The following is a 24,406-nucleotide window of genomic DNA, read 5'->3' on the forward strand; positions in this document are numbered from 1 at the left end:
GCGCCATGTGGTTCACCCGGATCTCCCTGCGCAACCCGGTCTTCGCGACCATGGTGATGCTGGCCCTGCTGGTGCTGGGGCTGTTCTCGTTCCAGCGCCTGAAGGTCGACCAGTTCCCCAACATCGACTTCCCCGTGGTGGTGGTCACCACCGAGTACCCCGGCGCCTCGCCCGAGATCGTGGAGAGCGAGGTCACGAAGAAGGTGGAGGAGTCGGTCAACGCGATCGCGGGCGTGAACACGCTCACCTCGCGCAGCTACGAAGGCCAGTCGGTCGTCATCATCGAATTCCAGCTGCACATCGACGGGCGCAAGGCGGCCGAAGACGTGCGCGAAAAAATCGCCATCCTGCGCCCCACCTTCCGCACCGACGTGAAGGAGCCGCGCGTGCTGCGCTTCGACCCGGCGTCGCGGTCTATCTGGTCCGTCGCGGTCATTCCAGAACCCGTGAACGGCAAGGCGCCGAGCGCGGTGGAGCTCACCACCTGGGCCGAGCAGACGCTCAAGAAGCGGCTGGAGAACGTGCGCGGCGTGGGCTCGGTCACGCTGGTGGGCGGCACGCGGCGCGCGGTCAACATCGACCTGGACCCGGCCGCGATGGAGGCACTGGGCATCACCGCCGAGCAGATCACCACCGCCGTGCGCAACGAAAATCAGGACCTGCCGGTGGGCACGCTCAAGACCGCCGAGCGCGACCGTGTGGTGCAGGTGCTCTCGCGCTTGCAGAACCCGAAAGATTTTGAGTCCATCATCGTGGCGCGCCGCGGCGGCAGTGCGGTGCGCCTGGCCCAGGTGGCGCGCGTGAGCGACGCGACCGAAGAAGTCGAGAGCCTGGCGCTCTACAACGGCCAGCGCACCCTGCTGCTGCAGGTGCAGAAGGCGCAGGACGAAAACACCATCGCCGTCACCGACGGGCTCAAGGCCGCCGTCGCCTCGCTCGGTGCCGAGATGCCGCCGGGCCTGCGGCTCGAACAGATCGCCGACGGCTCGCGGCCGATCCGCGTGTCGGTGGACAACGTGCGCCGCACGCTGATCGAAGGCGCGCTGCTCACGGTGCTGATCGTGTTCCTGTTCCTGAACTCGTGGCGCTCCACCGTGATCACGGGCCTGACGCTGCCGATCTCGGTGATCGGCACCTTCTTCTTCATGAACCTGTTCGGCTTCACCATCAACATGATCACGCTGATGGCGCTCACGCTGTCGGTGGGTCTGCTGATCGACGACGCCATCGTGGTGCGCGAAAACATCGTGCGCCACGTGCAGATGGGCAAGCGCCCGTTCGACGCCGCCATGGACGGCACGCAGGAGATCGGCCTGGCCGTGCTGGCCACCACGCTGTCCATCGTGGCGGTGTTCCTGCCCATCGGCTTCATGGGCGGCATCATCGGCAAGTTCTTCCACGAGTTCGGCATCACCATGGTGGCGGCGGTGTTGATCTCCATGTTCGTGAGCTTCACGCTCGACCCGATGCTGTCCTCGATCTGGCACGACCCCGAGATCGAAAAGCACGGCCACCACGCCGCGCCCGTGTCGCTGTACGACAAGACCATTGGCCGTGTCACCGGCTGGTTCGACCGCGTGCAGGACGACCTGACCGAGGCCTACCAGGGCACGCTGCGCTGGTCGCTGAAACACAAGCTGGCCACGCTGGGCCTGGCGCTGGCCATCTTCGTGGGCAGCCTGTTCATGGTGCCGCTGCTGGGCACCGAGTTCGTGCCCAAGGCCGACTTCTCCGAAACCTCGCTCTCCTTCCACACGCCGGTGGGCTCTTCGCTCCAGGCCACCGAGGCCAAGACGCGGCAAGTCGAAGCGATCCTGCGCGAGTTTCCCGAGGTGAAGTACACGCTGTCCACCCTGAACACCGGCAACGCCCAGGGCACCATGTACGCCAGCGTCTATGTGCGCCTGGTGGACCGCCAGGAGCGCAGCCTGAACGCCGACGCCATGGCCGCCAAGCTGCGCGAGCGCCTGCGCACCGTGCCGGGCATCACCGTCACCCACGCCGGCCTGCTCGATCCGGTGGGCGGCAACAAGCAGATCGAGTTTTCGCTGCAGGGCGACGATCTGGCCGAACTGGAACGGTTGATGAAACAGGTGATGGAGCGCGTGCGGCCCATCGTGGGCCTGGTCGATCTGGACGCCAGCATCAAGCCCGACAAACCCACCGTGGACGTGCGGCTGCGGCGCGAGATCGCGTCGGACGCAGGGCTCAGCGCCGCCACCGTGGCCAGCAGCCTGCGCACCCTGGTGGCCGGCCAGACGGTGGGCAACTGGCGCGCTGCCGACGGCGAGAGCTACGACGTGAACGTGCGCCTGGCGCCCGAACAGCGCGCGCGCACCAGCGACCTGGAGCAACTGCCCTTCGTGGTGGGCAGCGCCGCCGACGGCACGGCGCGCGTGGTGCGCCTGGGCCAGGTGGCGCAGGTGGTGGAATCCACCGGGCCGAACCAGATCAACCGGCGCAACCTCAACCGCGAGGTGGCGATCAACGCCAACGTCTACGGCCGCTCGGCCGGCGAGGTGTCGGCCGACATCCGCCAGGTGCTCGACACCATGAGCTTCCCGCCCGGCTACCGCTACGAGTTCGGCGGCTCGACCAAGAACATGCAGGAGTCGTTCGGCTATGCGGTCTCGGCGCTCGCGCTGGCGATCATCTTCATCTACATGATCCTGGCCAGCCAGTTCCAGAGCTTCCTGCAGCCGCTGGCGCTCATGACTTCGCTGCCGCTCACGCTGATCGGCGTGGTGCTCACGCTGCTGATGTTCGGCTCGTCCATGAGCATGTTCTCGGTGATCGGCATCGTGCTGCTGATGGGCCTGGTGACGAAAAACGCCATCCTGCTGGTGGACTTCGCCATCCGCGCGCGCCAGGGCCTGGCCGGCGCGGCGCCGCTGGACCGCGAAAGCGCCCTGCTGATGGCGGCCCGCGTGCGGCTGCGCCCCATCCTCATGACGACCATGGCCATGGTGTTCGGCATGGTACCGCTGGCCTTCGCGCTCACCGAAGGTTCGGAGCAACGCGCGCCCATGGGCCAGGCGGTGATCGGGGGTGTCATCACCTCGTCGCTGCTGACGCTGGTCGTGGTGCCCGTGGTCTACTGCTACATGGATGATCTGGCGCAATGGCTGCGCCGCTTGCTGGGCGCTCGGCCCGGCGCGCAGCCCCCCGCTGTCAGCGGGTCGGCGGCCAGCGCTCAGTAAAATGCATCAGGATCGGCTAATATACCCACCGGAGTATCAAACATGACTTCTCAGACCCCCCTCAGTTTCGACCAGGCGCGCTTCAACATGATCGAGCAACAGATCCGCCCCTGGGAGGTGCTCGACGCCCAGGTGCTGGAGCTGCTGGCGCGGGTGCGCCGCGAAGATTTCGTGCCTGCGGCCCACAAGGCCCTCGCTTTCGCCGACATGGAGCTGCCCCTGACGCAACCGGCCGTGGACGGCCAGGCCATGCTGGCGCCTCGCGTGGAAGCGCGCCTGCTGCAGGACCTCGCGATCCAGCCGACCGACAAGGTGCTGGAAATCGGCGCCGGCAGCGGTTTCATGGCCGCGCTGCTGGCCAGCCAGGCGCAGCGCGTGGTGTCGCTCGAGATCGACCCCGACCTGGCCCGCACCGCCCGCGAGAACCTGCAGAAGGCCGGCCTCACCAACGCCGACGTGCGCGTGGCCGATGCCGCAGCCAACAACTTCGCCGCCTGCGGCGCCGAAGCGCCGTGGAACGTGATCCTGCTCAGCGGCTCGGTCGCCGAAGTGCCGCCCGCCCTGCTCGCGCTGTTGGCCCCCGGTGGCCGGTTGGCCGCCATCGTCGGCCACGAGCCGGTCATGCGCGCCACCTTCGTCACGCGCACCGGCGACGCGTCCTACGTCACGGCCCAGCCCTGGGACACCGTGGCCCCGCGCCTGCGCAACTTCCCCGAACCGTCGCGTTTCCAGTTCTGACGCCATGATCTCGATCCACCCCGCCCAACTCCAGGACTGGCTGCAGCAGGCCGCCACCAAGGCACCCGGCGTCGAGCCCGTCGTGCTGGACGTGCGCGAGCCCTGGGAGCTCCAGACCGCGTCGGTCAAGCCGGACGGATTCGAGCTGCGCCACATGCCCATGCGCAGCGTGCCCGCGCGCTACCTGGAACTGGACCGCCACCAACCCATCGCCTGCCTGTGCCACCACGGCGCGCGCAGCGCACAGGTGGTGCATTTCCTCATGCAGAACGGCTTCACCGAGGTGGTGAACATCCACGGCGGCATCAACGCCTGGTCCCACGAACGGGACCCGGGTGTGCCGGTCTATTGACGCCCACCACCCCAGCTCCGTCTGCCATCGCGCCCTGTCCCCGAAGGAACCTGCCATGAATGCCCCATCTGCCCTCTTTCCCGCCGTTTCGCCGCTGTTTGCCCTGCGGCGCCTGACCGCTGCCGTGGCGCTGGCGCTGGGGGCCGTGGGCAGCGCTCAGGCGCAGGGCCTGCTGGAGATCTACGACGCGGCGCTGGGCTTCGACGCCACGCTCCAGTCGGCCCGCATGCAGTACGAGGCCAATCTGGCCAAGGCCGAACAGGCCCACGCCGGCCTGCGTCCCCAGGCCGGGCTGTCCGCAGGGACCCAATGGGCCAATGTGAACACCAGCACCCTGCCCTCCAGCCGGGCCACCGACAGCCAGAGCGTCGCCCTGTCGGCCAGCCAGCCGCTCTACCGCCCCGCCAACCGCCTGACCAGTGAGCAGGGCACGCTGTCGGTCGACGTGGCCAAGGCCCAGCTGCAGGTGGCCGAGCAGGACCTGATCGTGCGCACGACGCAGGCCTATTTCGACGTGCTCGCCGCCCAGGACACCCTGACCTTCGTGCAGGCCCAGAAGGCCGCCGTGGCCGAACAGCTGGCCTCGGCCAAGCGCAATTTCGAGGTCGGCACCTCCACCGTGACCGACTCGCGCGAAGCCCAGGCGCGCTACGACCTCGTGCTGGCCCAGGAGATCGCGGCCGAAAGCGACCTGCGCGTGAAGAAGCTGGCGCTGGACCTGCTGGTGGGCAAAACCGGCACGGCGCCCAAGCCCCTCGTGGTCCCGGTCGCGCTGCCCGCGCTGGAACCCGCCAACCCCGACACCTGGGTGGCGCAGGCCGAACGCCAGCACCCCGCGATCCTGCAGGCGGAAAAGGGCTACGAAATCGCCCAGCTGGAAACCCGCAAGGCCGACGCCGGGCACAAGCCCACGCTGGACCTGGTGGGCCAGTACCAGGTCGCCCGCGGCCCCAGCAGCAGCCAGCCCACCCTGGGCAACATCCGCACCAACACCGCCAGCGTGGGTCTGCAGTTCAACCTGCCCCTGTTCGCGGGCTACGCGATCCAGAACCGCGTCAAGGAAACCCTGGCGCTGGAGGAAAAGGCCCGCTCCGATCGGGAAACGGTGCTTCGCAACGTGATCCAGGCCACCCGCAGCGCCTATTTCGGTGTGCTGTCCGGCCAGGGCCAGGTCAAGGCACTGGAAGCCGCCGAAGCCTCCAGCCAGAGCGCGCTGGAAGCCAACCAGCTGGGCTACCAGGTGGGCGTGCGGATCAACATCGACGTGCTCAACGCCCAGAGCCAGCTGTTCCAGACCAAACGCGATCTGGCCCAGGCCCGCTACAACGTACTGCTCGGTGGCCTGCGCCTCAAGCAGGCCAGCGGCAGCCTCACCGTGGACGATCTGCGGGCCGTGGACGCACTATTGGCGAAATAGGCCCCCACGCTCCACCGCTGCGCGGGTCGCTGCCCCCCGAGGGGGCTGACCCGCCTTGGGGCGGCCCGGCGGCGGATCCGTTGCCCCCACGCTCCACCGCTGCGCGGGTCGCTGCCCCCCGAGGGAGCTGATCCGCCTTGGGGCGGCCCGGCGGCGGATCGGCCGGCTACGCTAAACTTCGGCACGGCGCATGCAAGGCATGCGGCATCTGCGATCCAGTGAAGGGCTTCTATGCAAGCAGTCAACGTGCTGTGCATCAAGTGGGGCAAGAAATACGGCCCCGAATACGTCAACAAACTGCACAGCATGGTCCGGCGCCACCTGCACCGGCCATTTCGTTTCGTCTGTCTGACCGACGATGCCCAGGGCATCGATCCCGCCATCGAAGTCAAGCCGATCCCGGCGGTCGGCTTTGACGAGTTTGACCAGCGCAAGCCCTGGACCTTCGGCCACGGCTGGCTCAAGCTGACCAGCTTTGCCAACCCGCTGTACGACCTGCAGGGCCGCACGCTGTTTCTCGACCTGGACATCGTCATCGTCGACAGCCTGGACCCGTTCTTCGAACAGCCCGGTGCGTTCACCGTGATCAAGGAATGGGACAAAAGCGATGGCACGGGCAACACCTCCTGCTACCTCTACACCATCGGCGCCCACGCCGATGCGCTGGAACACCTGAAGAACGACTACCCCGCCTCCATTGCGCAGGTGCGCAACGAGCAGGAGTTCATCACCGGCTACCTGGCCCGCCAGGGCAAGCTCGACTACTGGCCCGACGAGTGGTGCCGCAGCTTCAAGCGCCACTGCCTGCGCCGTGGCCTCATGGGCTGGTTTGCCCCGCCCACCATCCCCAAAGGCGCACGCATCATCGCGTTCCACGGCAAGCCCAACCCACCCGACGCCATCGCCGGCGTGAGCGGCAAGTGGTACCGCCGGGTATTGCCGACCCAGTGGGTCGCCGACCATTGGCGCTGACGCGGCCCTCCCCAATGCACCGGGGGTATCGCCTGCTGTGGCGGCTGCTGGTGCTGCCCATGCTGGGCTGGCTCTGGTGGCGGGGCCGCAAGGAGCCTGGGTACCGGCGCCATGTCGGGCAGCGGCTCGGCTTCATCCACCCTGCGCCCGAATCGTCGGGCTGCCTGCTGATCCACGCCGCGTCCGCCGGAGAAATGCAGGCCACCCTGCCGCTGATCCAGGCGCTGCGCACCGTGTGGCCGGACCACGCCCTGGTGGTCAGCACCCAGACCCCCACCGGCGCACAGGCCCTGCACGCGCAGTGGAACGGCGCCATCCAGCACGTGTACCTGCCGTTCGACACCCCGGGCGCCACGGCCCGGTTTCTGGACCGCCTGCAGCCCCGGCTGCTGATCCTGACGGAGCGCGAGCTGTGGCCGGAACTGCTGCTGCAATGCCGCCGCCGGGCCATTCCCGTGGTGCTGCTGAACGCGCGCCTGTCCGAGCACTCCCTGCGCAGTTACCAGCGCTGGCATGCCCTGATGGACCCGGTGTGGTCGCAACTGGCCTGCGTCTGCGCCACCGACACCGCGAGCCTGGAACGCTACCGCAGCCTCGGCGTCCCGCCGCAGCGGCTGGTGCTGGCCGGCAACCTGAAGTTCGACGCACCCCTGCCCGAGCACGCATCACCGCCGCCCCCCTGGGCCGAAGGGGCCACCGTCGTGGTGGCGGGCAGCACCCACGAGTTTGAAGAAGAGCAGCTTCTGCCCGCCTGGAAAAGCTTCTCGTCACGCCACCCCGATGCCCTGCTCATCCTCGTGCCCCGGCACCCGCAGCGCTTCGAGGCGGTGGCCCGCCGCCTGGACGAGCTGGGTCTGGTGTACGCCCGGCACAGCCGGGGTGAAACGCCCGGCGCGGGCGTGCGCATCCTGCTGGGCGACAGCATGGGCGAACTCGTGCGCTGGTACCGGCTGGCCACGGCCTGCTTCATTGGCGGAACGCTGGCACCCATCGGCGGACACAACGCCCTGGAGGCCATGGCCCTGGGCAAGCCCGTGCTGTTCGGCCCGCACACGGAAAATTTCCAGAACCTGTACGAGGAAATCGAGCGCAGCGGCGCCGGCCTGCGGGTCGGCTCCGCCGACGAGCTGTTCGCCCGCGTCCAGCACTGGACCAAAACACCCGAGGAATGGGCTCGCAGTGGCCAGGCCGCACAAGAGCTGGTGTTGCGCCACCAGGGCGCCACGCGGCGCCACCTGGACGCCATCCGCCCGCTCTGGCACGTGAGTGACGAGGCCCACCGCACCCGCATCGTGCAGCAGGTCGTCGGGCCACAGACCCTCTGGCACGACCCCGCCCTGCTGGACCGGGTCGAACCCGCGACCTTCGAGCCGCCCAGGCCGGACGATGCCAGCGCCCAGCGCCTGGCCACCGGCAGCGGGCGCGGCCAGGCCCACCTGATCCAGGCCGGCGGGCAGGCGCTGGTGCTGCGGCACTACCGCCGGGGCGGATGGATCGCGCGGCTCAGCCCGGACCGGTACGCACGCACCCCGGTCGCCAACAGCCGGGCCATGCGGGAATACGCGCTGCTGCGCCTGATGCGCTCGTGGAACCTGCCGGTGCCCCAGCCCGTGGCGGCCAGACACTGGTCACATGGCTGGCTGTACAGCGCCGACATTCTGGTGGCGATGATCCCCGACACGCGCAACGTGGCACAAATGCTGTCCCAGGAACGCCTCCCGGCCCAGGCCTGGCGCCAGTTGGGCTCGGCCATCCGCCAGCTGCACGACCACCAGGTCTTTCACTCCGATCTGAATTGCCACAACCTGCTGCTGGACGGTTCGGGCCGGGCCTGGATCGTCGATTTCGACAAGTGCGCGCTGCGCCCCGGCGACACCTGGAAACCGGACAACCTGGCCCGTCTTCTGCGCTCGCTGCGCAAGGAGCTTGGCCGGCTCCCGGTGTTCCACTGGCACGAGGCGGACTGGGAACACCTGCTGCAGGGCTACAACGCGCCCGAACCCCGGCCCGTCTAGGCGCCGGCGAGCGCCGTCAAGGCGGCGACTGCGCCGGAGCGTCGGCTGCGGCGCCCGGTGACTGCACGGCACGGCGCGAACCGGCCGACGCCATCAGTAGCGCCATCATCAAGATGAAGAAATGGCTCTCGGTGGACAGCCAGAACGAGCTGTGCGTCATGTTGGACGTCACCAGCACGGCGACGAAGGACAGCATCAGGGCCCGATGGGCCCGCGGATACCGGAAGGCCTGGCGCACGATCACGAACAGCAGCCAGAAGAACAACACCAGCCCCACCAGGCCGAGCTCGAAGAAGAACAGCAGAAACTGGTTGTGGGGATGCGGGCAGACCGTGGCGCAGAACTGCGGGTCCTTGAAATAGTTCTGGGCCAGCACGGGATACGACGCCGTTCCCGCGCCCAGCAGCGACCGTTCCGACGAGTTCTTCACCACGAAGCGCCAGACCTCCACCCGCGCACCCACCGAGGTCACGGTGGACAGGCTGCTGCTGCGCGCCTCTTCCCAGGCCTGCATGCTGCGGTGCTGGAACTGCGGCGACACCAGGAAGGCCACGGTCAGCACGGCCAGGGCGCCGACCAGGATGCCCAGCACCTTCTTGATGCGGGCCCCCACGAAAAAGATGCCGAACACCAGAGTCGAAAACAGCAGGCTCAAGTAGCCGGTGCGACCCGCGGACAGGAACAGGATGCTGGCGGCACCCAGCGCCGCCACCAGCCACCAGCCCACGGCGGCCTTGCGGGAGTGCGCCCGGATGGCCCAATAGGCGCACAGGCACACGAAGAACGCCATCATGATGCCCTGGGAGATGTAGTCCTTGAACACCGTGTGGTCCACGCCAAAGCCCTGGTTGTCGGTGCGCGACCAGGGGATGGAGATCCAGACGTTGAGCCAGGTGGACACCAGGGTGAACAACATGGCCAGCGCGAAGGCCTTCCAGCACAGCACCCGCGTCTTCTTCTCGAACAGCAGCGTGATGAAGATGGGCAGCAGCAGGAACTTGAGGTATTTCTTGAAATACCCCCCGATGTCGATCCATTCGGCTGGCGACCAGGTGGCCGCGAGCAGGATGTAGGCGGCCAGACAGAACACCGGCCAGGCCACCGGGTTCTTGAGGATCGAGGCATCGACGCATCGGGTGCCGTGCCGGAACACCCGCGGCAGCAGCAGCAGCAGGGTCAACGCCATCAGGGAGTTGGCCAGCGCCACGGACACCGGGAACGCGGCGAACACCGCCACCAGGGTCAGGGCGGCGGCTTTGCTGCACAGGACGTCCATCCCGGCGCCGGGACGCGGCAGGCTCATGGGATGGCCACCGTCATGTCGTTCCATCGGCTGCGCAACGTGGGTTTCACGAGAGTCATTTTTTTGTAGCGTGTTTCGACCGGGGCCCAACAACGTGGACATTTTTCGCAACCCCGGGTCTTGTACATCGGCTTGGGCACCTGGATTCATCGCTTGACCACATCCGCGTTTTCCGACATCGGATCGTATTTCAGTATCGCGTACCGGAAAAAGCACTCCAGCGAAACCACCAGGCAGAACAGAAAGCCCGGTCCTCCGCAGAGAAACCCCTTGCGGAAGAAATAGAACCGCACGAAATTCATCAGGGCCGACGCCAGGCCACGCCGGATACCGCCCTTTTTCCCGGCCTGGGCACGCCGCACGGCGCCGAGCTGCGCGTACTGCGCGAGCTTGAGCAGGCTGCCATAGACGGTCTCGCGGGAGTGGTGCAGCAAACGGCCCTTGAAGGCCCGCTCGGGCGTGTCCGGGTGGCGCAGGATGGCGTGTTCGTGCACCACGCCCTCGTAGCGCAGGATGTTCGACATGGCGAACAGGCGCCTCACGCCACCGGCCACCTTGGTCATGCGCGTGAGCGGTGTGCCAAAGGCCACCTGCTCCCAGAAGACTTTCCAGACCGCTTCGCTGCGGGTTTCGACCGCATGCTGGATTTCCTGCTTCAGCGGCGCGGGAATCGTCTCGTCGGCGTCGAGAAAGAAGATGTAGTCGGTGCGCACATGTTCGAGCAGGCGGTTGCGCTGAACCGCAAAGCCCTGCCAGTCGGCGTACAGATGGACCTCGGCGCCCTTGTCGGCGGCGATCTCGCGGGTGCGGTCGGTGCTGCCGCTGTCGATCACGATGATCTGATCGGCAAAAGCCGCGTTGTCGATGCACGCGGCGATGCGGCGCTCTTCGTTGAGCGTCAGGATGCCGATGCACAGAGTCGGTTTTTTGTCTTGATCTTCAATCATGACGTTTCCACTCCATCAAACCCATCCACCGACCCCACATGCGCGCCAGCAGCTTGGGCGAGAAGGCGATGAGCCGCAACGGCATCGCCAGCGTGGTCGTCAGCAACAGAAAACGGCGCAGCCGCAACGCGGCCGCAAGCGACTGGTGCTTCACCGCGAAGATCAGCTTGGACTGCGCATGGTGGTAACCACGCACGTACTCGCTGCGCCACGGCGCGGCCCCCTTGACCGAGCCCCGCGAGAAATGCACGGCCAGCACCTGCGGCAGCACCACCATAGGCAGGTGGGCGTTGAACAGCCGCAGGCAGAGGTCGTCGTCTTCGTAGTACAGGAAAAACTGTTCGTCGAAAAAACCCACCGACTCGAAACGGGCCATGCGGAACAACATGGCCGCACCACAGACGAAACCCACACAGACCGGACCACTGGCCCGCGGCCCCGTGGATGTCCACAGCGTCTTGGGCCAACGGTAGTTGATCTCGGGCTTGCCGGTAACGCTGACCAGTTGGGGCGCCAGGATCGCCGCGTCGCTCAGTTCGTTCGCGGCCGAGATCAGCGCCCCCAGGCCTTCGACCGTGACTTGGCAATCGGGGTTGAGCAAGAAGGCGAACCCGGTCCGCACCTCCGCCAGGGCGCAGTTGTTGGCGGTGCCAAAGCCCAGATTGCGACCGTGGCGTAGCACGCGGGCGTGCGGCCACAGCTGCTGCGCCTGCTCGGGCGTGCCGTCGGCGCTGCCGTTGTCGGACACGATCACATGCGGGCACTGCGAGAGCAGGCCATCGAGCCCGCGCAGACAGTGCGCGCTCTCGTGGGTCACCACCACCACGGTGACCTGGTTCAGCAAGGCCGCGACCACGGGTGCTGTTTCAGGTGGCTGCGCTGGTAAGGACGGACTCAAGGGAACTCAATGGGCGCTCGCACCCACCACCGCGTCCGGCTTGCCCTGCAGCAGCAGGTCCAGCATGGCGGTTTCGATGCGGTGCAGGGCTTCGGTGGTGTGCCCTTCAAAACGCAGCACCAGCACGGGCGTGGTGTTCGACGCCCGGATCAGGCCGAAGCCGTCCGGCCAGTCCACACGCACGCCATCGATGGTCGAGACCTTTGCGGGCGCGTCGAAATGCGCGAGCGCCACGAGCTTTTCGACCACGGCATGCGGCTCACCCTCGGCGCAGGCCACGTTGAGCTCGGGCGTGCTGAAGCTGGTGGGCAAGGCGTTGAGCACGGCGTTCGCGTCGGGGCTGCGGCTGAGGATTTCCAGCAGGCGCGCGCCGGCGTAGGTGCCGTCGTCAAAGCCGTACCAACGCTCTTTGAAAAAGATGTGACCACTCATTTCACCGCCGAGCGGGCTGTCCAGCTCTTTCATGCGCGCCTTGATCAGCGAGTGGCCGGTCTTGTAGATGTGGGCCACGCCGCCAGCGGCCTCGATGGCCGGGGCCAGACGCTGCGAGCACTTCACGTCGAAGACGATGTTGCCGCCCGGCACGCGCGAGAGCACGTCCTGGGAAAACAGGATCATCTGGCGGTCAGGGTAGATGTTGTTGCCGTCCTTGGTCACGATGCCCAGGCGGTCTCCGTCGCCGTCGAAGGCCAAGCCCAGCTCGGCGTCGGTCTCGCGCAGGGTGCGGATCACGTCCTGCAGGTTCTCGGGCTTGCTCGGGTCCGGGTGGTGGTTGGGGAAGTTGCCATCGACCTCGCTGAAGAGCTCGATCACCTCGCAGCCCAGCGCGCGGAACAGCGCCGGCGCCGAAGCCCCGGCGATGCCGTTGCCACAGTCCACCACCACTTTCATCGGCCGCGAGAGCTTCACGTCGCCAATGATGCGATCGGTGTAGGGCGCCAGCACATTCACGTGGCGCACGCGCCCATCGTCGGCGAACCGGTGGCTATCGGTCTCCATCATGCGGCGCAGGGCCTGGATGTCCTCACCGTAGATGGCGCGGCCGCCCAGCACCATCTTGAAACCGTTGTAGTCCTTGGGGTTGTGGCTGCCCGTGACCTGGATGCCGCTCTTGCACAGCGTGCTGGCCGCGAAATACAGCATGGGGGTGGTCGCCAGGCCGATGTCGATCACGTCCACACCGGCGGCCACCAGGCCGCGGATGAGGGCGGCCGACAGGGCCGGGCCGCTCAGGCGGCCATCGCGGCCGACGGCCACCGTGTTTTCGCCCTGCTGGCGGGCCTGGGTGCCGAAGGCCAGGCCGAGGGCCTCGGCCACCGCCTCGTTGAGGGAGGCCGGGACCACGCCCCGAATGTCGTAGGCCTTGAAGATGGATGCGGCAACTTGCATGTAATTGTCTCAATCTCTGGATACGCCGATACCGTGGATTGTAGGTGGCCGGGCTGGTGCGCTTTTTGCTGCCCGTCAGGCAGGGACATGTCCGGAAACGGCCAGTCAGACCCCTGTGATCGCCGTACCATGCAGCCCATGGACACCCCAAGACGCCCCGACGACGACGCCCGCTACCGCGCCCTGTGCTCGCACGACGCGCGCTTTGACGGACGTTTTTTCATCGGCGTCACCTCCACCGGGGTCTACTGCCGGCCGGTCTGCCGGGTGCGCACGCCGCGGCGCGAGAACTGCCGTTTCTTCGACCATGCCGCCCAGGCCGAGCGGGCCGGTTTCCGCCCCTGCCTGCGCTGCCGCCCCGAGCTGGCGCCGCTGGAGCGCCACTGGTCGGTGGAAGACGCCTCCACCATCCTGGTGCAACAGGCCACACGCCTGCTCGACGACCCCCAGACCTGGCTGGACGCCGCGACCGAAGGCGCCACCGTGAACCGGCTGGCCGACCGCATGGGCGTGAGCGACCGCCATCTGCGGCGCATTTTCGAGGCCCGGCTCGGCGTCTCCCCGCTGCAGTACCTGCAGACCCGCAAGCTGCTCGCCGCCAAACAGCTGCTGGCCGACACCACCCTGCCCGTCACCCAGGTCGCGCTGGCCAGCGGTTTCGCCAGCCTGCGCCGCTTCAACGCGGCCATCCAGGCGCGCTACGGCCTGAGCCCCACCCAGATGCGCCGCAACCCGCTGACCCTGGCCACGCCCTCGCGCGTACCGGCCGGCCACGCTGGCACGGTGCGCCTGTCGTGGCGGCCACCGTACGACGCGGTGGCGATGCTGGGCTTCCTGGGCACCCGCGCGCTGCCCGGCGTGGAATGGGTGCAGCCCGATGCCCTGCGCCTGCAGCGCACGGTGCGGCTGACGGTGGCCGGGCAGCCGCACACCGGCTGGCTGGACGCGCAGCTCGACCCGACGGCCCACCGGCTGCTGCTGCGCGTGAGCGACAGCTTGCACGCGGTGCTGCCCAGCGTGATCTGGCGGGTGCGCGCGCTGTTCGACCTGGACGCCGACCCGCAGGCCATCAACGCCGTGCTGCAGGCCGACTTCCCCGGTGGCGACGGTCTGCGGGTGCCCGGCTGCTTCGACGGCTTCGAGCTGGCGGTGCGCGCGGTGCTGGGCCAGCAGATCACCGTGGCGGCGGCGCGCACGCTGGCCACCCGTCTGCTGGAGCGCTTCGGCGAACCCATCACCACGCCCGAACCGGCCCTGCACCGCCTGTTTCCCACGCCCCAGGCGCTGGCCGAGGCCGAGCCGCAGGCGCTGGGCGAGCTGGGCATCGTGCGCCAGCGCCAGGCCGCGATCCAGGCGCTGGCGCGCGCCGTGGCCAGCGGCCAGCTCGACCTGAGCGGCCACGCCGACCTGGCGCTCACCACCCAGGCCCTGCTGGCCCTGCCCGGCATCGGCCCCTGGACCGCGCAGTACATCGCCATGCGCGCCCTGCGCTGGCCCGACGCCTGGCCCCGTGGCGACGTGGCGCTGCACCAGGCTCTGGGCCTGGCCGATCTGAAAGGCCCCGCCGCCGCCCTTGCAGCCGCTGACCAGGCCGCCGCCTGGCAACCCTGGCGCAGCTACGCCGTGGTCCGCGCCTGGGCCGGCTGCCACGCCCGCCCGGAGCCCCCTGGCGCCACGACCTGCGCCACCAACGGCGCCGAGAACCCCATCGAGGCCCTCACCGAGCCCCCCACCCAGGACGACACACCATGAGCTTCCTACCGCAAGCGGTTCAAACCACCATTCCTTCCCCCCTGGGCCCGCTGCTGCTGGCCGCCAGCCCCCGGGGGCTGGCCGGCGTGTGGTACGCCGACCAACGCCACTTGCCCCTGCCGCAACAGGTGCAGCGCTGGCCCGTCGACCACGACCACGCCCTGCTGCGCTCCGCCGCCGCGCAACTGGACGCCTATTTCCAGGGCGAACGGTTGGACTTCGACCTGCCGCTGGACCTCTCGGGCGGCACACCGTTCCAGCGAGCGGTGTGGCTGGCCCTGCTCGGCATCCCGGCGGGCCACACCCGCAGCTACGGCGACATGGCGCGCCAGATCGAACGGCCGGCCGCGGTGCGCGCGGTGGGCGCGGCCGTTGGTCGCAATCCGCTGGGCATCGTGGTGCCCTGCCACCGCGTGGTCGGCAGCCAGGGCGCCCTCACGGGCTACGCCGGCGGGCTGGACCGCAAGCGGGCCCTGTTGCGGCTCGAAGGCGCATTGATCGACAAAGCGCATCAATCGCCGGGGCAAACAGCATCAACCGGCCATACCGCCGCACAGCCTTTGGCGGCACACTGAGCCCATGTCACCCGCCCTCGTCCTCGAATTCATCCTGCTCGCCGCCCTCTGGGGCTCGTCCTTTCTCTTCATGCGCCTGGGCGCGGCCGAGTTCGGCGCCTTGCCCACGGCGGGCCTGCGCGTGGCGCTGGCCTCCCTGTTCCTGCTGCCGGCCTTTCTGGTCCCCGGCGTCTGGAGCGACTTCGTGCGCCGCGCCAAGCCCATCCTCTTCGTGGGCCTGCTCAACTCGGGCATCCCGTTTGCGCTGTTCGCCTTCGCGGTGATGCACATCACGACCGGCCTCACGTCCATCCTGAACGCCACGGTGCCGCTGCTGGGCGCGGTGGTGGCCTGGCTCTGGCTCAAGGACCGCCCGGGCGGCTCGCGCATGCTGGGCCTGGCGATCGGCTTCGCGGGCGTGACGCTGCTGGTGATCGGCAAGTCCGGTGCCACCGGGGTGGCCGGGGCCGGGGCCGAGTCCACCGGCACCACCCTGCTGGCCATGGGGGCCTGTCTGCTGGCCACGCTGTGTTACGGCATCGCCGCAAGTTTCACCAAACGTTACCTCACCGGCGCCCACCCGTTGGCCACCGCCACCGGCAGCCAGATCGGCGCGGCTCTGGGCCTGGCCCTGCCCACGTTGTGGCTCTGGCCCGAGCAGCCCGTGAGCCCAACGGCCTGGGGCGCGCTGGCCGCGGTGGCGCTGTTCTGCACCGCCATCGCCTACATCCTGTTCTTCCGCATCATCGAAAAGGCCGGCCCGAGCAAGGCGCTCACCGTCACCTTCCTCGTGCCGGTGTTCGCCCTGCTCTACGGCGTGTTCTTCCTGGGCGAGCGCATCACGCCCTGGATGGTGATCTGCGGGCTCATCATCGTCTGCGGCACCGCGCTGTCCACCGGGCTGGTGCGGCTGCAGTGGCTGGAGCGCCGCGCCAGCGCCTGAGATTCACTCGGCGCCGAAACACAGGCTGTGGTCGCTGCAGACGCCGCAACTGGGCGACTTGCAGATCAGCAGGTCCTCGCGCAGGCACAGCTGCCGGTAAAAGAACTTCTTCCACTTCATGTGCTGGGTGTTGCGCGCCGCCAGCGCCGGGAACCAGTGACCGATCAGGGCCGAGAGCTCGGCCCGCGAGGGCAGGCGCAGGTCCTGCCAGAGGTGCTGGTCGCCCAGGCTGGCGCAGGCGATGGCCCAGGCGACGGCCTCGGCCGCCTCGGCGCTGCCGGCCGCGGGGTCGGTGTGGTCGCGCAGCAGGCCCATCAGGTCGTCGATCTCGTCGCGCCGCGCCTGCATGCGAACGGCCAGCGCAGCCCAGTCGGGGCTCGGCGTCGGAGCGCCATCCGCGACGCATGAAGTGATCGGACCGGAGGACACCGCCGGGCCGCCCTTCGACAACCTCAGGACGGATGGCTGGTGCTGTCCCCCTGACGGGGGATGCGGCCACGCGAAGCGGGCAAGCGACGGGGGTGGGCTCATCTCACAAGCTGGCCGCTGCGTGCGTGTAGCACTTCTTGGGGCAGATGCGGGCGCAGGCTGTGCAGCCGATGCACAGCTCCTTGTGCGCCAGCGTCATCACCTTTTTCTCGTACTCGTCGTCATCATCGTCGTCCTCATCGACGTGCACGTATTCACCATCCTCGTTGAGGCCGACGAGTTCGAGCACGCCGCGCGGGCACACCTTGAAGCAGCGGCCGCAGCCGATGCACTTTTCCTCGTCCAGCGCGGCCACGAAGGTCGGCGTCCAGGTGGCGCCGCTGGGCAAGGTCACGTTGAAGGTCTGGCTCATGGGGTTCTCTCCGTCGGGGGCGTGTTCAGTCCGTGGCCGCGGCCAGCGCCTGGCGCGCCGCCATCAGCGCGGCGTGGGCGTCGTGGCAGCGCCGGGACACTTCGGGGATCTTTTCCCAGCCGGTGGGCAGATCCTCGGACAGGTCGTGCAGGTCCATCTTGGCCTGCGTGGCCTGGGCGTTGAGCTTGCGCACGCGCAGCTTCAGTTCGTCGGTGTCTGTGTTCATGTCGGTTGCTCCATGGCTTGAGGGGAAACACCGCCCCCACCCAGGGCCAGCGCGGAACCGGCTTCGCCGGGCCGCTGCTGGCCCCCCCTTGAGGGGATGATGCCGAAGGCAGCGCGGAGGTGTATTCCCATGGTTATGCGCCGTACTGCGCCACCTCGGGGTAGCTGCGGATCATGGTCACGGCTTCTTCCAGGAACTTGCCGCCCGCGGCAGCCAGCTTGGCCAGCGAGGGAAAGCCGAAGCGGTGCACGTCGCGCAACTGCTTGTTCACCACCACCAGCCGGCCCGCGATCAGCACCATGCGGCCAAAGCCCTCGTGGCTCATCTTCATCATGGGCGAGACCATCTGGCCGGTCTCGCGCTCGATCGCCACGGCGATGGCGTTGTAGAAGATCTCCAGGTGCCACAGCGTCTCGGGGTCCGGGTCGCCCAGGATGGGCAGGGCGCGGCGCTCCTCGGCGGTGTGGATGTAGGGCTTGAGCAGTTGCAGGTCGCTCTTGCCATCCCAGGTGCCGTGCGTGTCCTGCGCGCGCATCTGCTTGATGAGCTGCTGCACGAAGGGCGTGGCCAGCAGAGCCTCGTCGCTGCTGGCGTCGCTGGGGGTGTCGATGCTGGCGCTGGCGGTCATGGGGTCACCTCGTCGTCTTCGAAGTCGTGCACGCGCTCGCCGGCCTTGGCCATGGCCTTGCGCAGCCAGGGCGGCGGCGTGCCTTGCAGCACCGCCTGCAGCTTGTCCAGGATGGTGGCGATGGGTTCGGGCTGCGGCACCTTGATCGGGTGGATCTTCATGGCCACGACGCGCGCCGCGCCCGAGCCGCCGATGGCCGCCACGTACAGGATGGCCACGTCCTGGATCGCTTCGAGCTTGGGCGCGAGCTTGTCCTCGTCGCCGTCTTCTTCGAGCTTGTCGCCGAACTCGAAGCTCTCGACGAAGTGTTGCGATCCGGGGGTGACCTCGTACACCACGATGCTCTTGGCCCAGCCAAAGTGCGCATCCACGTGCACCTTGTCCTGGGTGGCGAAGGCGATTTTCATGACATTTCTCCTTGGAATTCAGGCACTGGCCGAAGCCAGTGTGGTGGTGTCCGGGGCTTCGGTGCTTGTAGCGATGTGGGTCGCTGCGCGCCGGGCCTCGGGCGTGAGGGGCCAGTCGCCCACGTGGTGGTGCGCGATGCGTTCGATCATCAGGTTGGCGATCTCGAAGATCAGGTTCATGGTGCCGCGGTAGCCCACCTGCACGCGGTGGGCGTTGCCGACGCGGTCGAACACCGGAAAGCCGATGCGCAGGAACGGCTTGTCCAGGCGCGCGGCCGCCTGGCGGCCATGGGAATGGGTGATCAGCAGGTCGCAATCGGCCCCGCCCGCCTCCAGGTCTTCCAGGTCGCCCAGCAGCACCTCCTGGGCCGGCAGCAGCGCGTGCGCGGCGGACTTGGTGGTGCTCACGCAGCAGCGCAGCTCGGCGCCCATCTCGTGCAGCAGGCCGCCCACGGCCAGCAGCAGATCGGGCTCGGCGCCAATGGCCACCTTCACGCCCCCGGTGTAGAAATGGCCGTCGAGCATGGCGTCGAGCAGCTGGCTGCGCTGGCGGCGGTACCTGGCCGGCACCGGCCGCCCCGAAATCTGCGAGAGGCGCTGCAGCAGGCGGTCGTTCACCTCCAGGCCGGTCAGCCGCTCAAAGATCTCCAGCGGCGTGCCGGAGATGGCCTGCAGGGCCTCGGCCCCTTCGCGGGTCTGCTCGCCCACGCCGAGGGTGAAGGCCGAAGCGCCGGCGCGGCGGATGTCGTCCAGCGTCGTGCCGCCCAGCGTGGTGCCGCGCCAGTCGGGGGGGATGTGGCCGTCGAGCGACCCCGAGATGTCGGGCAGCACGATGGGGTCCAGGCCGAAGGCCTGGACAATCTCGCGCAGCTCATCGATGTCGCCCGGCGAGAGGTGGCTGCCCGGCAGCAGCGTGATCTGGTTCGCCACCACCGGCAGCGGCTTGACCAGCGTTTTCACGATGGCGGTGATGGCGTGCTGGAAGCCGTCTTCAAACGCGCCCACGTAGTCGGGCGTGGACACGTAGACGATCTCGGTGTCGTCCAGCTCGGGCTTGCGTTTGCGCACCGTGGCGATGTAGCCGTCCACGTCGTCGCCCTTGGTTTCGGTGAGGCCCGTGGAGCAGATGGCGATGAGCTTGGGCGCGGCGCGTTTGCGGATGTTGAGCAGCGCCGCCTCGATGTTGTCGTAGCCGCCCAGGATGGAGGTGACCTCGTTCATCGCCGTGGTCTGCAGCGGAATGGCCTCCTTGAAGTGCCGCACCAGCAGCACCAGGCCAAACGAGGTGCAGCCCTGCGAGCCGTGCATCACCGGCATGCAGGCGTCCAGCCCGAGAAAGGCGAAGCTCGCGCCCAGCGGCTGGCTCATCTTGAGCGGGTTGACCGTGCAGGCCTTTTTGGATTCGACGACGCGTGCCATGGTGGTTTCCTGCGGGTTGCGTCAGACCGGGATTTCTTCGGGTTCGAGACCCATCGCTCTTGCCGCGATGCCGCTCAGGTGGTCGGTGGTGGTCGCAACGGTGGACGTGATCGCACCCAGACTCTCACCATCGTCGCCCCAGGGCGCGGGGATGCGCACCTGCTGCCACACCGGGTTGAAGATGGCGCGATCAATCTCGGCCACCAGCTCCACCATGCCCTCGTAGCCGCCATAGGGGTGGTAGCGCTCCTGGTTGATGTCCAGCCAGGGCATGCGAGCCTTGAGCGCGACGAACTGCGAGCGCCCGCCCGACAACATGATGTCGGCCTTGGCGTCGCGCAGCATGGCGTACATCTCGCGCGGCGTCATGTCGTCGATCATGTGGGCGTCGGCGCCCTCGCCCATGATCTCCTTGATCTTTTCCTTGTCTTCTTTCGTGCTCTTCTTGACGCTGGTACCGACGATCTCCATGCCGCCCTCCTGCAGCGCCGCCACCACCGACCAGGACTTCACACCGCCCGTGATCAGCAGCACACGCTTGCCCTGCAGCCGCTTCTTGTATTCGGCGATGCGCTTGTAGGCGCGTGCTTCTTCGACCTCGATCAGGCGTTCGGTGCGTTCGATCAGGTCGTCGGGCGCGCCCTGCTTCACCAGCAGGCTGGCGATCTGGCGCAGGGTCTCGCTCATGTCGCTGATGCCGTAGAACGACCCTTCGAAATACGGGATGCCGTAGCGCTGCTCCATCTTGGTCGCGATGTTGATCATCGACTTGGAGCAGACCATCATGTTGACCTTGGCGCGGTGGGCGCTGGCGATCTCGTTGTAGCGGCCATCGCCCGAGATGCACGAGAGGATGCGGATGCCCAGCGCATCGAGCAGCGGCTTGACCTGCCAGAGTTCACCGACCAGGTTGTATTCGCCAATGATATTGATGTCGTACGGCGTGGTGAACGCCGGCTCGACGGTGCCGATCACGTAGTCCAGCAGGGCTTCGGCGCCGAGCTTGTTGCCCAGGTTTTTCGGACCGGCGAAACCCGGCGCGTTGACCGGGATCACCGGCTTGCCGAACTTCGCGCTGGCGCGCTGGCACACCGCCTCGATGTCGTCGCCCACCAGCGCGGTGACGCAGGTCTGGTAGACGAACACGGCGGGCGGGTCGTACTTTTCGATGATCTCGCGGATGGACTTGAACAGACGCTTCTCGCCGCCGTAGATCACATCGAGCTCGCTGATGTCGGTGGTGAAGCCGCTGCGGTAGAGCTGCGATCCCGACGAGGCGCTGTGCCGGTTGTCCCACGAGTTGCCCTCGCAGGCGATCGGACCGTGCACCAGGTGCGCCACGTCCACCACCGGCTGCAACGCGATCTTGGCGCCGTCGAACGCGCAGCCACCGGCGGCCGCGCCGGGGGAGAGCTGCTTGGTGCAACCCTTCTTGCGTTCCTTCTCGCTCTTGCCCTGGTTCTTGTCGCAACCGGGCTCCTCGAACACGTCGGCGATCTTGGCCTTGAGCGATACAGACATGGCGGACTCCAGAGAAGTGGGTTGTGGTCCTCATTGCAATTTGGGTGCCAGCCAGAAAACGCCGCGTGAAGGCGCGTTCCGCCGCCCATGGCGGTTCAATCGCCTGAGTCGTGGCGGTTTTGAAGGGATTGCGACGGCGGTTTTCCGACATCGCGCACGGGGCTCAAGGCCCAGGGAAACGCTGAACAAGTCCTTGCGGATGTGTGCCCATTGGGGGGATGGGCGGCAAGGCGCAACCGCCGGTGTGCCGGGCGTCCCGGCAGCGCCGGGTCAGTTGTCGTCGGCCAGCACTTCGAGCGCCACCAACTGCTCGTAGAGCGCACGCCGCGCGTGCCAGTGCGCCGGGCCGGCGATGCGTGGGTCGGCCCCTTCAAACGCGCCGATGGCGTCGCGGTCGCCGTGGTAGACGCAGGTGAGCCCGCCGCGCGCGGCCAGCGCGGCTTCGTGTGCGGCGGTCTCGCTCACCGGCTCGGCACTCAGCACGCCAGCACCCAGCAGGTGGTCGGCCCGGTACAGGGCCGTGTCCCAGCCGTGGCTGTCGCCCAGCGCGCAGATGGCCGGGTAGCACTCGCGCGCCAGCGCATCCACCTCGGCGTGGCCCATGTCTTCGAGCAGACACCGCGCGGTCAGCTGGTCGTGGATCTCCCAGGGCTCCAGCGTGTCACCCGCCGCGACCTTGCGCGCGAAGTCGGCCTCGTCGTAAGCGAACCACGCGCGCGGCGCGGCGTGTTCGGGCACTTCCACCACATAGATCATGGTCTTCTCCGATGGCCACGCAACTCGGCTTCATTCCACACCATCTGTGGCGGATTTGGTCCACACCGCCTTGCGGAGGCGCTGCGTGATGCCCGCGGGGCTGGCGTCGAAATGGCGTTGCGCGGCCGACAGCGCGCCCTGCGCCACAGCGGCCTCGGCCAGCGTCAGCGGCAGACGGCCCGCCACATGCGAAGCCCCGGGCAAGGCCAGCGCAATCGCCTGGCGGTTCGGATGCTCATCAAGCGGAATCAGGCTGTCGGTCTCCCGCACACCCGCCAGACAGACCCAGCCATCAATCACCTCCACCCGGCGGCCGTCCAGGGTGGTCCTGACGTGGACCACGTCCAGTGACGGAGGAGCCGGTACAGGCGAAGCACTGGACGTCGCGTTGACCATAAAGCACCTCAATAGAGAAAGTAGGCTCAGCAACTGCCCCGGGCGAGCGAAGGGACGCTCACCCGGGGCCGCCGCGGAACGGGCTTTGCCCGGCCGCCTTCGGCGCCCCCCTGGGGGGGGTGACGCCGAAGGCGGCGCGGGGGGTCACCGGATGATGTCGTAGCTGTAGTCCGTCTTGCCCGCCACGATGGTGTTCGCGTCCAGCGTCTCGAAGAACTCGTCGAGCAGGGTGACCAGCACGCGCATGCCGCCTTCGTAGCCCCAAGTGGGGAAACGGTGGTAGTGGTGGCGGTCGAAGATCGGGAACACCATGCGCACCAGCGGCGTCTTGGTATCGCGCTCCAGGTACTTGCCGTAGGTGTTGCCGATCAGGAAGTCCACCGGCTCGGTGAACAGCAACGAACGCAGGTGCCACAGATCGCGCTTGGGGTAGACCTTGCAGCCCACGCCGTAGGGCGAGGCGTCAAACAGCTTCTGCACCTTCTCGGCCCAGGGCTCGGTGCCGTTGGTGGCGAGCACGTGGGCCGGCTCAGCGCCCAGCTCCAGCAGGAACTGGGTGTAGCCCAGCAGCTGGTCCGGGTCGCCATACAGCGCGAAGCGCTTGCCGTGCAGATGGGCCTGGCTGTCGGCCATGGCGTCCACCAGTTCGCCGCGCTCCTTTTCCAGCTCGGCCGGGATCGGCTTGCCGGTCAGGCGGGAGATCTCCATCAGGAACTGGTCGGTGCCGGCCACGCCGATGGGGGCGTTGAGCACCACGACTTCCTGGCCGTGTTCGGCGATGAATTTGCTGGTCTTCTCGCAGCAGAATTCCTGGAACACGATGGTGGCCTTGGCGTGCAGGGCGGCGATCACTTCTTCTTTCGAGGTGCCGCCGGCGTACATGCGGAACTCGCCGTCGGTGGGCGTGTTCCAGTTGCCGGACGGGTCGCAGATGATGTTCACCTTGACGCCGAACAGGTCGAAGATGCGGCGGATTTCCTTCATGTTGCCCACGACGAAACCGTCGAAGCCGCCGATGAAGTTGATGCTCTCGTTGGGCACGCGCACCAGGGGTTCAGTGGTCTTGGCCTTGCCGTCCCAGAAGTGGCGCAGGATGCCCAGCAGCGCGTTGTCGTAGCCGGTGATGTGGCTGCCGACGAAGGCCGGGGTGTGGGCGAACGGCACGTCGAACTCGTCGGGCACGCTGCCTTTCTGTTTGCTGGTCTTGATGAAGGCGTCCACGTCGTCACCGATCACTTCGGCCATGCAGGTGGTGGACACGGCAATCATGTCGGGCTTGTACAGGCTGTAGGCGTTGGCCAGGCCGTCGACCATGTTGTTCAGGCCACCGAACACCGCCGCGTCTTCCGTCATCGAAGAGCTCACGCAGGACGTGGGTTCCTTGAAATGGCGGCTGAAATGCGAGCGGTAGTAGGCCACGCAGCCCTGGCTGCCGTGCACGAAGCTCAGCGTCTTCTGGAAGCCGTTGGCCACGTACACCGCGCCCAGCGGCTGGCAGGCCTTGGCCGGGTTCACGGCCAGCGAATCGCGGGCGAAGTTCTTCTGTTTGTAGTCTTCGGTTTTGGTCCATTCGACGATCTGCTTGATGCTCTCCTCGGAATGGTTGAACTCGAACGACGCCTTCTTGTTGCGGAAGATGTCCTGGTACTCGGGCTCACGGAACAGCAGTTCGTGGTCGAGGATCTTTTCGGCTGATTGGGGCATGGTGCTCTCCAGAGGATGTAAAGATTCA

Annotated in this window: 23 protein-coding genes; 9 read left to right on the forward strand and 14 right to left on the reverse strand. The window is 67.6% G+C overall.

What is annotated here, in order from left to right:
* The first annotated feature begins 5 nt into the window (after window positions 1-5).
* The 6 genes from HTA01S_RS14880 (at window position 6) to HTA01S_RS14905 (ending at window position 8,694) form a co-directional block, all read left to right on the forward strand.
* The gene (locus tag HTA01S_RS14880; protein ID WP_068173207.1) at window positions 6-3,200 is read left to right on the forward strand and encodes an efflux RND transporter permease subunit; all 3,195 of its coding nucleotides are present in this window, start codon (window positions 6-8) and stop codon (window positions 3,198-3,200) included.
* Between the two features lie 42 nt (window positions 3,201-3,242).
* Window positions 3,243-3,938 (forward strand): protein-L-isoaspartate O-methyltransferase family protein, encoded by a 696-nt coding sequence (locus HTA01S_RS14885; RefSeq protein ID WP_068173209.1) that lies wholly within the window; start codon window positions 3,243-3,245, stop codon window positions 3,936-3,938.
* 4 nt (window positions 3,939-3,942) lie between these two features.
* Entirely contained in the window at window positions 3,943-4,290 is a 348-nt protein-coding gene (locus HTA01S_RS14890) for a rhodanese-like domain-containing protein (protein ID WP_068173212.1), read from the forward strand.
* Between the two features lie 55 nt (window positions 4,291-4,345).
* Window positions 4,346-5,707 carry a TolC family outer membrane protein gene (locus tag HTA01S_RS14895; protein ID WP_068173215.1) on the forward strand — a complete coding sequence of 454 codons (1,362 nt, stop codon included), beginning with the start codon at window positions 4,346-4,348 and terminating at the stop codon, window positions 5,705-5,707.
* A 231-nt stretch (window positions 5,708-5,938) separates the two neighbouring features.
* Window positions 5,939-6,679 carry a glycosyltransferase gene (locus HTA01S_RS14900; RefSeq protein ID WP_068173218.1) on the forward strand — a complete coding sequence of 247 codons (741 nt, stop codon included), beginning with the start codon at window positions 5,939-5,941 and terminating at the stop codon, window positions 6,677-6,679.
* A 14-nt stretch (window positions 6,680-6,693) separates the two neighbouring features.
* Window positions 6,694-8,694 carry a 3-deoxy-D-manno-octulosonic acid kinase gene (locus HTA01S_RS14905; protein ID WP_068173220.1) on the forward strand — a complete coding sequence of 667 codons (2,001 nt, stop codon included), beginning with the start codon at window positions 6,694-6,696 and terminating at the stop codon, window positions 8,692-8,694.
* A gap of 16 nt (window positions 8,695-8,710) precedes the next feature.
* Here the strand turns inward: HTA01S_RS14905 and HTA01S_RS14910 are convergent, their stop codons facing one another.
* From HTA01S_RS14910 to HTA01S_RS14925, 4 genes are all read right to left on the reverse strand, one after another.
* A complete protein-coding gene (locus HTA01S_RS14910; protein WP_068173223.1) occupies window positions 8,711-9,997 on the reverse strand; it encodes an O-antigen ligase family protein in 1,287 nt (428 codons plus the stop codon).
* Window positions 9,998-10,143: 146 nt separating this feature from the next.
* The gene (locus HTA01S_RS14915; RefSeq protein ID WP_068173226.1) at window positions 10,144-10,944 is read right to left on the reverse strand and encodes a glycosyltransferase family 2 protein; all 801 of its coding nucleotides are present in this window, start codon (window positions 10,942-10,944) and stop codon (window positions 10,144-10,146) included.
* A complete protein-coding gene (locus HTA01S_RS14920) occupies window positions 10,937-11,800 on the reverse strand; it encodes a glycosyltransferase family 2 protein (protein WP_068173229.1) in 864 nt (287 codons plus the stop codon). The genes HTA01S_RS14915 and HTA01S_RS14920 overlap by 8 nt, the downstream gene beginning before the upstream one ends.
* A gap of 48 nt (window positions 11,801-11,848) precedes the next feature.
* Entirely contained in the window at window positions 11,849-13,231 is a 1,383-nt protein-coding gene (locus HTA01S_RS14925) for a phosphomannomutase/phosphoglucomutase (protein WP_068173233.1), read from the reverse strand.
* Window positions 13,232-13,369: 138 nt separating this feature from the next.
* On the opposite strand from HTA01S_RS14925, the gene HTA01S_RS14930 reads away from it, so the two are divergent.
* Genes HTA01S_RS14930 through HTA01S_RS14940 form a run of 3 tightly spaced genes read left to right on the forward strand, consistent with a single transcriptional unit; the run spans window position 13,370 to window position 16,480 of the window.
* Window positions 13,370-14,983 (forward strand): DNA-3-methyladenine glycosylase 2 family protein, encoded by a 1,614-nt coding sequence (locus tag HTA01S_RS14930; RefSeq protein ID WP_218017358.1) that lies wholly within the window; start codon window positions 13,370-13,372, stop codon window positions 14,981-14,983.
* The gene (locus HTA01S_RS14935) at window positions 14,980-15,558 is read left to right on the forward strand and encodes a methylated-DNA--[protein]-cysteine S-methyltransferase (protein ID WP_084236130.1); all 579 of its coding nucleotides are present in this window, start codon (window positions 14,980-14,982) and stop codon (window positions 15,556-15,558) included. The genes HTA01S_RS14930 and HTA01S_RS14935 overlap by 4 nt, the downstream gene beginning before the upstream one ends.
* Before the next feature lie 4 nt (window positions 15,559-15,562).
* Window positions 15,563-16,480 carry a DMT family transporter gene (locus HTA01S_RS14940; protein WP_068173235.1) on the forward strand — a complete coding sequence of 306 codons (918 nt, stop codon included), beginning with the start codon at window positions 15,563-15,565 and terminating at the stop codon, window positions 16,478-16,480.
* 3 nt (window positions 16,481-16,483) lie between these two features.
* Here the strand turns inward: HTA01S_RS14940 and HTA01S_RS26025 are convergent, their stop codons facing one another.
* From HTA01S_RS26025 to nifK, 10 genes are all read right to left on the reverse strand, one after another.
* Window positions 16,484-16,828, reverse strand: a complete 345-nt coding sequence (locus HTA01S_RS26025; RefSeq protein ID WP_068173238.1) for a nitrogen fixation protein NifQ — start codon at window positions 16,826-16,828, stop codon at window positions 16,484-16,486.
* A gap of 184 nt (window positions 16,829-17,012) precedes the next feature.
* Window positions 17,013-17,321: a ferredoxin III, nif-specific gene (gene fdxB, locus HTA01S_RS14950; protein ID WP_068173241.1), complete on the reverse strand. Its 309-nt coding sequence runs from the start codon at window positions 17,319-17,321 to the stop codon at window positions 17,013-17,015.
* A 25-nt stretch (window positions 17,322-17,346) separates the two neighbouring features.
* Window positions 17,347-17,547, reverse strand: a complete 201-nt coding sequence (locus HTA01S_RS14955) for a CCE_0567 family metalloprotein (protein ID WP_068173244.1) — start codon at window positions 17,545-17,547, stop codon at window positions 17,347-17,349.
* A 133-nt stretch (window positions 17,548-17,680) separates the two neighbouring features.
* Window positions 17,681-18,175: a NifX-associated nitrogen fixation protein gene (locus HTA01S_RS14960; protein WP_068173247.1), complete on the reverse strand. Its 495-nt coding sequence runs from the start codon at window positions 18,173-18,175 to the stop codon at window positions 17,681-17,683.
* Complete coding sequence (nifX, locus tag HTA01S_RS14965; RefSeq protein ID WP_068173249.1) at window positions 18,172-18,582, reverse strand: nitrogen fixation protein NifX; 411 nt, start codon at window positions 18,580-18,582, stop codon at window positions 18,172-18,174. Before nifX ends, HTA01S_RS14960 begins: the two co-directional genes overlap by 4 nt.
* A gap of 18 nt (window positions 18,583-18,600) precedes the next feature.
* Window positions 18,601-20,001, reverse strand: coding sequence for a nitrogenase iron-molybdenum cofactor biosynthesis protein NifN (gene nifN / locus HTA01S_RS14970; RefSeq protein WP_068173254.1), 1,401 nt, complete (start codon window positions 19,999-20,001; stop codon window positions 18,601-18,603).
* 21 nt (window positions 20,002-20,022) lie between these two features.
* A complete protein-coding gene (nifE, locus tag HTA01S_RS14975) occupies window positions 20,023-21,522 on the reverse strand; it encodes a nitrogenase iron-molybdenum cofactor biosynthesis protein NifE (protein WP_068173257.1) in 1,500 nt (499 codons plus the stop codon).
* A 270-nt stretch (window positions 21,523-21,792) separates the two neighbouring features.
* Window positions 21,793-22,278: a hypothetical protein gene (locus HTA01S_RS14980; RefSeq protein WP_068173260.1), complete on the reverse strand. Its 486-nt coding sequence runs from the start codon at window positions 22,276-22,278 to the stop codon at window positions 21,793-21,795.
* Window positions 22,279-22,308: 30 nt separating this feature from the next.
* Window positions 22,309-22,674, reverse strand: coding sequence for a hypothetical protein (locus tag HTA01S_RS14985; RefSeq protein ID WP_068173263.1), 366 nt, complete (start codon window positions 22,672-22,674; stop codon window positions 22,309-22,311).
* Window positions 22,675-22,818: 144 nt separating this feature from the next.
* On the reverse strand, window positions 22,819-24,378 hold the full coding sequence (gene nifK, locus HTA01S_RS14990; RefSeq protein ID WP_068173265.1) for a nitrogenase molybdenum-iron protein subunit beta: 1,560 nt from the start codon (window positions 24,376-24,378) through the stop codon (window positions 22,819-22,821).
* Window positions 24,379-24,406 lie beyond the last annotated feature (28 nt).

Origin of the sequence: Hydrogenophaga taeniospiralis CCUG 15921 (assembly GCF_001592305.1) — a bacterium.
Taxonomy (GTDB): domain Bacteria; phylum Pseudomonadota; class Gammaproteobacteria; order Burkholderiales; family Burkholderiaceae_C; genus Hydrogenophaga; species Hydrogenophaga taeniospiralis.

What these genes read in the sequence shown, in the direction of transcription:
- HTA01S_RS14880 (WP_068173207.1), top strand. Translation starts at nt 6, where the DNA reads ATGTGGTTCACCCGGATCTCCCTGCGCAACCCGGTCTTCGCGACCATG.
- HTA01S_RS14885 (WP_068173209.1), top strand. Translation starts at nt 3,243, where the DNA reads ATGACTTCTCAGACCCCCCTCAGTTTCGACCAGGCGCGCTTCAACATG.
- HTA01S_RS14890 (WP_068173212.1), top strand. Translation starts at nt 3,943, where the DNA reads ATGATCTCGATCCACCCCGCCCAACTCCAGGACTGGCTGCAGCAGGCC.
- HTA01S_RS14895 (WP_068173215.1), top strand. Translation starts at nt 4,346, where the DNA reads ATGAATGCCCCATCTGCCCTCTTTCCCGCCGTTTCGCCGCTGTTTGCC.
- HTA01S_RS14900 (WP_068173218.1), top strand. Translation starts at nt 5,939, where the DNA reads ATGCAAGCAGTCAACGTGCTGTGCATCAAGTGGGGCAAGAAATACGGC.
- HTA01S_RS14905 (WP_068173220.1), top strand. Translation starts at nt 6,694, where the DNA reads ATGCACCGGGGGTATCGCCTGCTGTGGCGGCTGCTGGTGCTGCCCATG.
- HTA01S_RS14910 (WP_068173223.1), bottom strand. Translation starts at nt 9,997, where the DNA reads ATGAGCCTGCCGCGTCCCGGCGCCGGGATGGACGTCCTGTGCAGCAAA.
- HTA01S_RS14915 (WP_068173226.1), bottom strand. Translation starts at nt 10,944, where the DNA reads ATGATTGAAGATCAAGACAAAAAACCGACTCTGTGCATCGGCATCCTG.
- HTA01S_RS14925 (WP_068173233.1), bottom strand. Translation starts at nt 13,231, where the DNA reads ATGCAAGTTGCCGCATCCATCTTCAAGGCCTACGACATTCGGGGCGTG.
- HTA01S_RS14930 (WP_218017358.1), top strand. Translation starts at nt 13,370, where the DNA reads ATGGACACCCCAAGACGCCCCGACGACGACGCCCGCTACCGCGCCCTG.
- HTA01S_RS14935 (WP_084236130.1), top strand. Translation starts at nt 14,980, where the DNA reads ATGAGCTTCCTACCGCAAGCGGTTCAAACCACCATTCCTTCCCCCCTG.
- HTA01S_RS14940 (WP_068173235.1), top strand. Translation starts at nt 15,563, where the DNA reads ATGTCACCCGCCCTCGTCCTCGAATTCATCCTGCTCGCCGCCCTCTGG.
- HTA01S_RS26025 (WP_068173238.1), bottom strand. Translation starts at nt 16,828, where the DNA reads ATGCAGGCGCGGCGCGACGAGATCGACGACCTGATGGGCCTGCTGCGC.
- fdxB (WP_068173241.1), bottom strand. Translation starts at nt 17,321, where the DNA reads ATGAGCCAGACCTTCAACGTGACCTTGCCCAGCGGCGCCACCTGGACG.
- HTA01S_RS14955 (WP_068173244.1), bottom strand. Translation starts at nt 17,547, where the DNA reads ATGAACACAGACACCGACGAACTGAAGCTGCGCGTGCGCAAGCTCAAC.
- HTA01S_RS14960 (WP_068173247.1), bottom strand. Translation starts at nt 18,175, where the DNA reads ATGACCGCCAGCGCCAGCATCGACACCCCCAGCGACGCCAGCAGCGAC.
- nifX (WP_068173249.1), bottom strand. Translation starts at nt 18,582, where the DNA reads ATGAAAATCGCCTTCGCCACCCAGGACAAGGTGCACGTGGATGCGCAC.
- nifN (WP_068173254.1), bottom strand. Translation starts at nt 20,001, where the DNA reads ATGGCACGCGTCGTCGAATCCAAAAAGGCCTGCACGGTCAACCCGCTC.
- nifE (WP_068173257.1), bottom strand. Translation starts at nt 21,522, where the DNA reads ATGTCTGTATCGCTCAAGGCCAAGATCGCCGACGTGTTCGAGGAGCCC.
- HTA01S_RS14980 (WP_068173260.1), bottom strand. Translation starts at nt 22,278, where the DNA reads ATGATCTATGTGGTGGAAGTGCCCGAACACGCCGCGCCGCGCGCGTGG.
- HTA01S_RS14985 (WP_068173263.1), bottom strand. Translation starts at nt 22,674, where the DNA reads ATGGTCAACGCGACGTCCAGTGCTTCGCCTGTACCGGCTCCTCCGTCA.
- nifK (WP_068173265.1), bottom strand. Translation starts at nt 24,378, where the DNA reads ATGCCCCAATCAGCCGAAAAGATCCTCGACCACGAACTGCTGTTCCGT.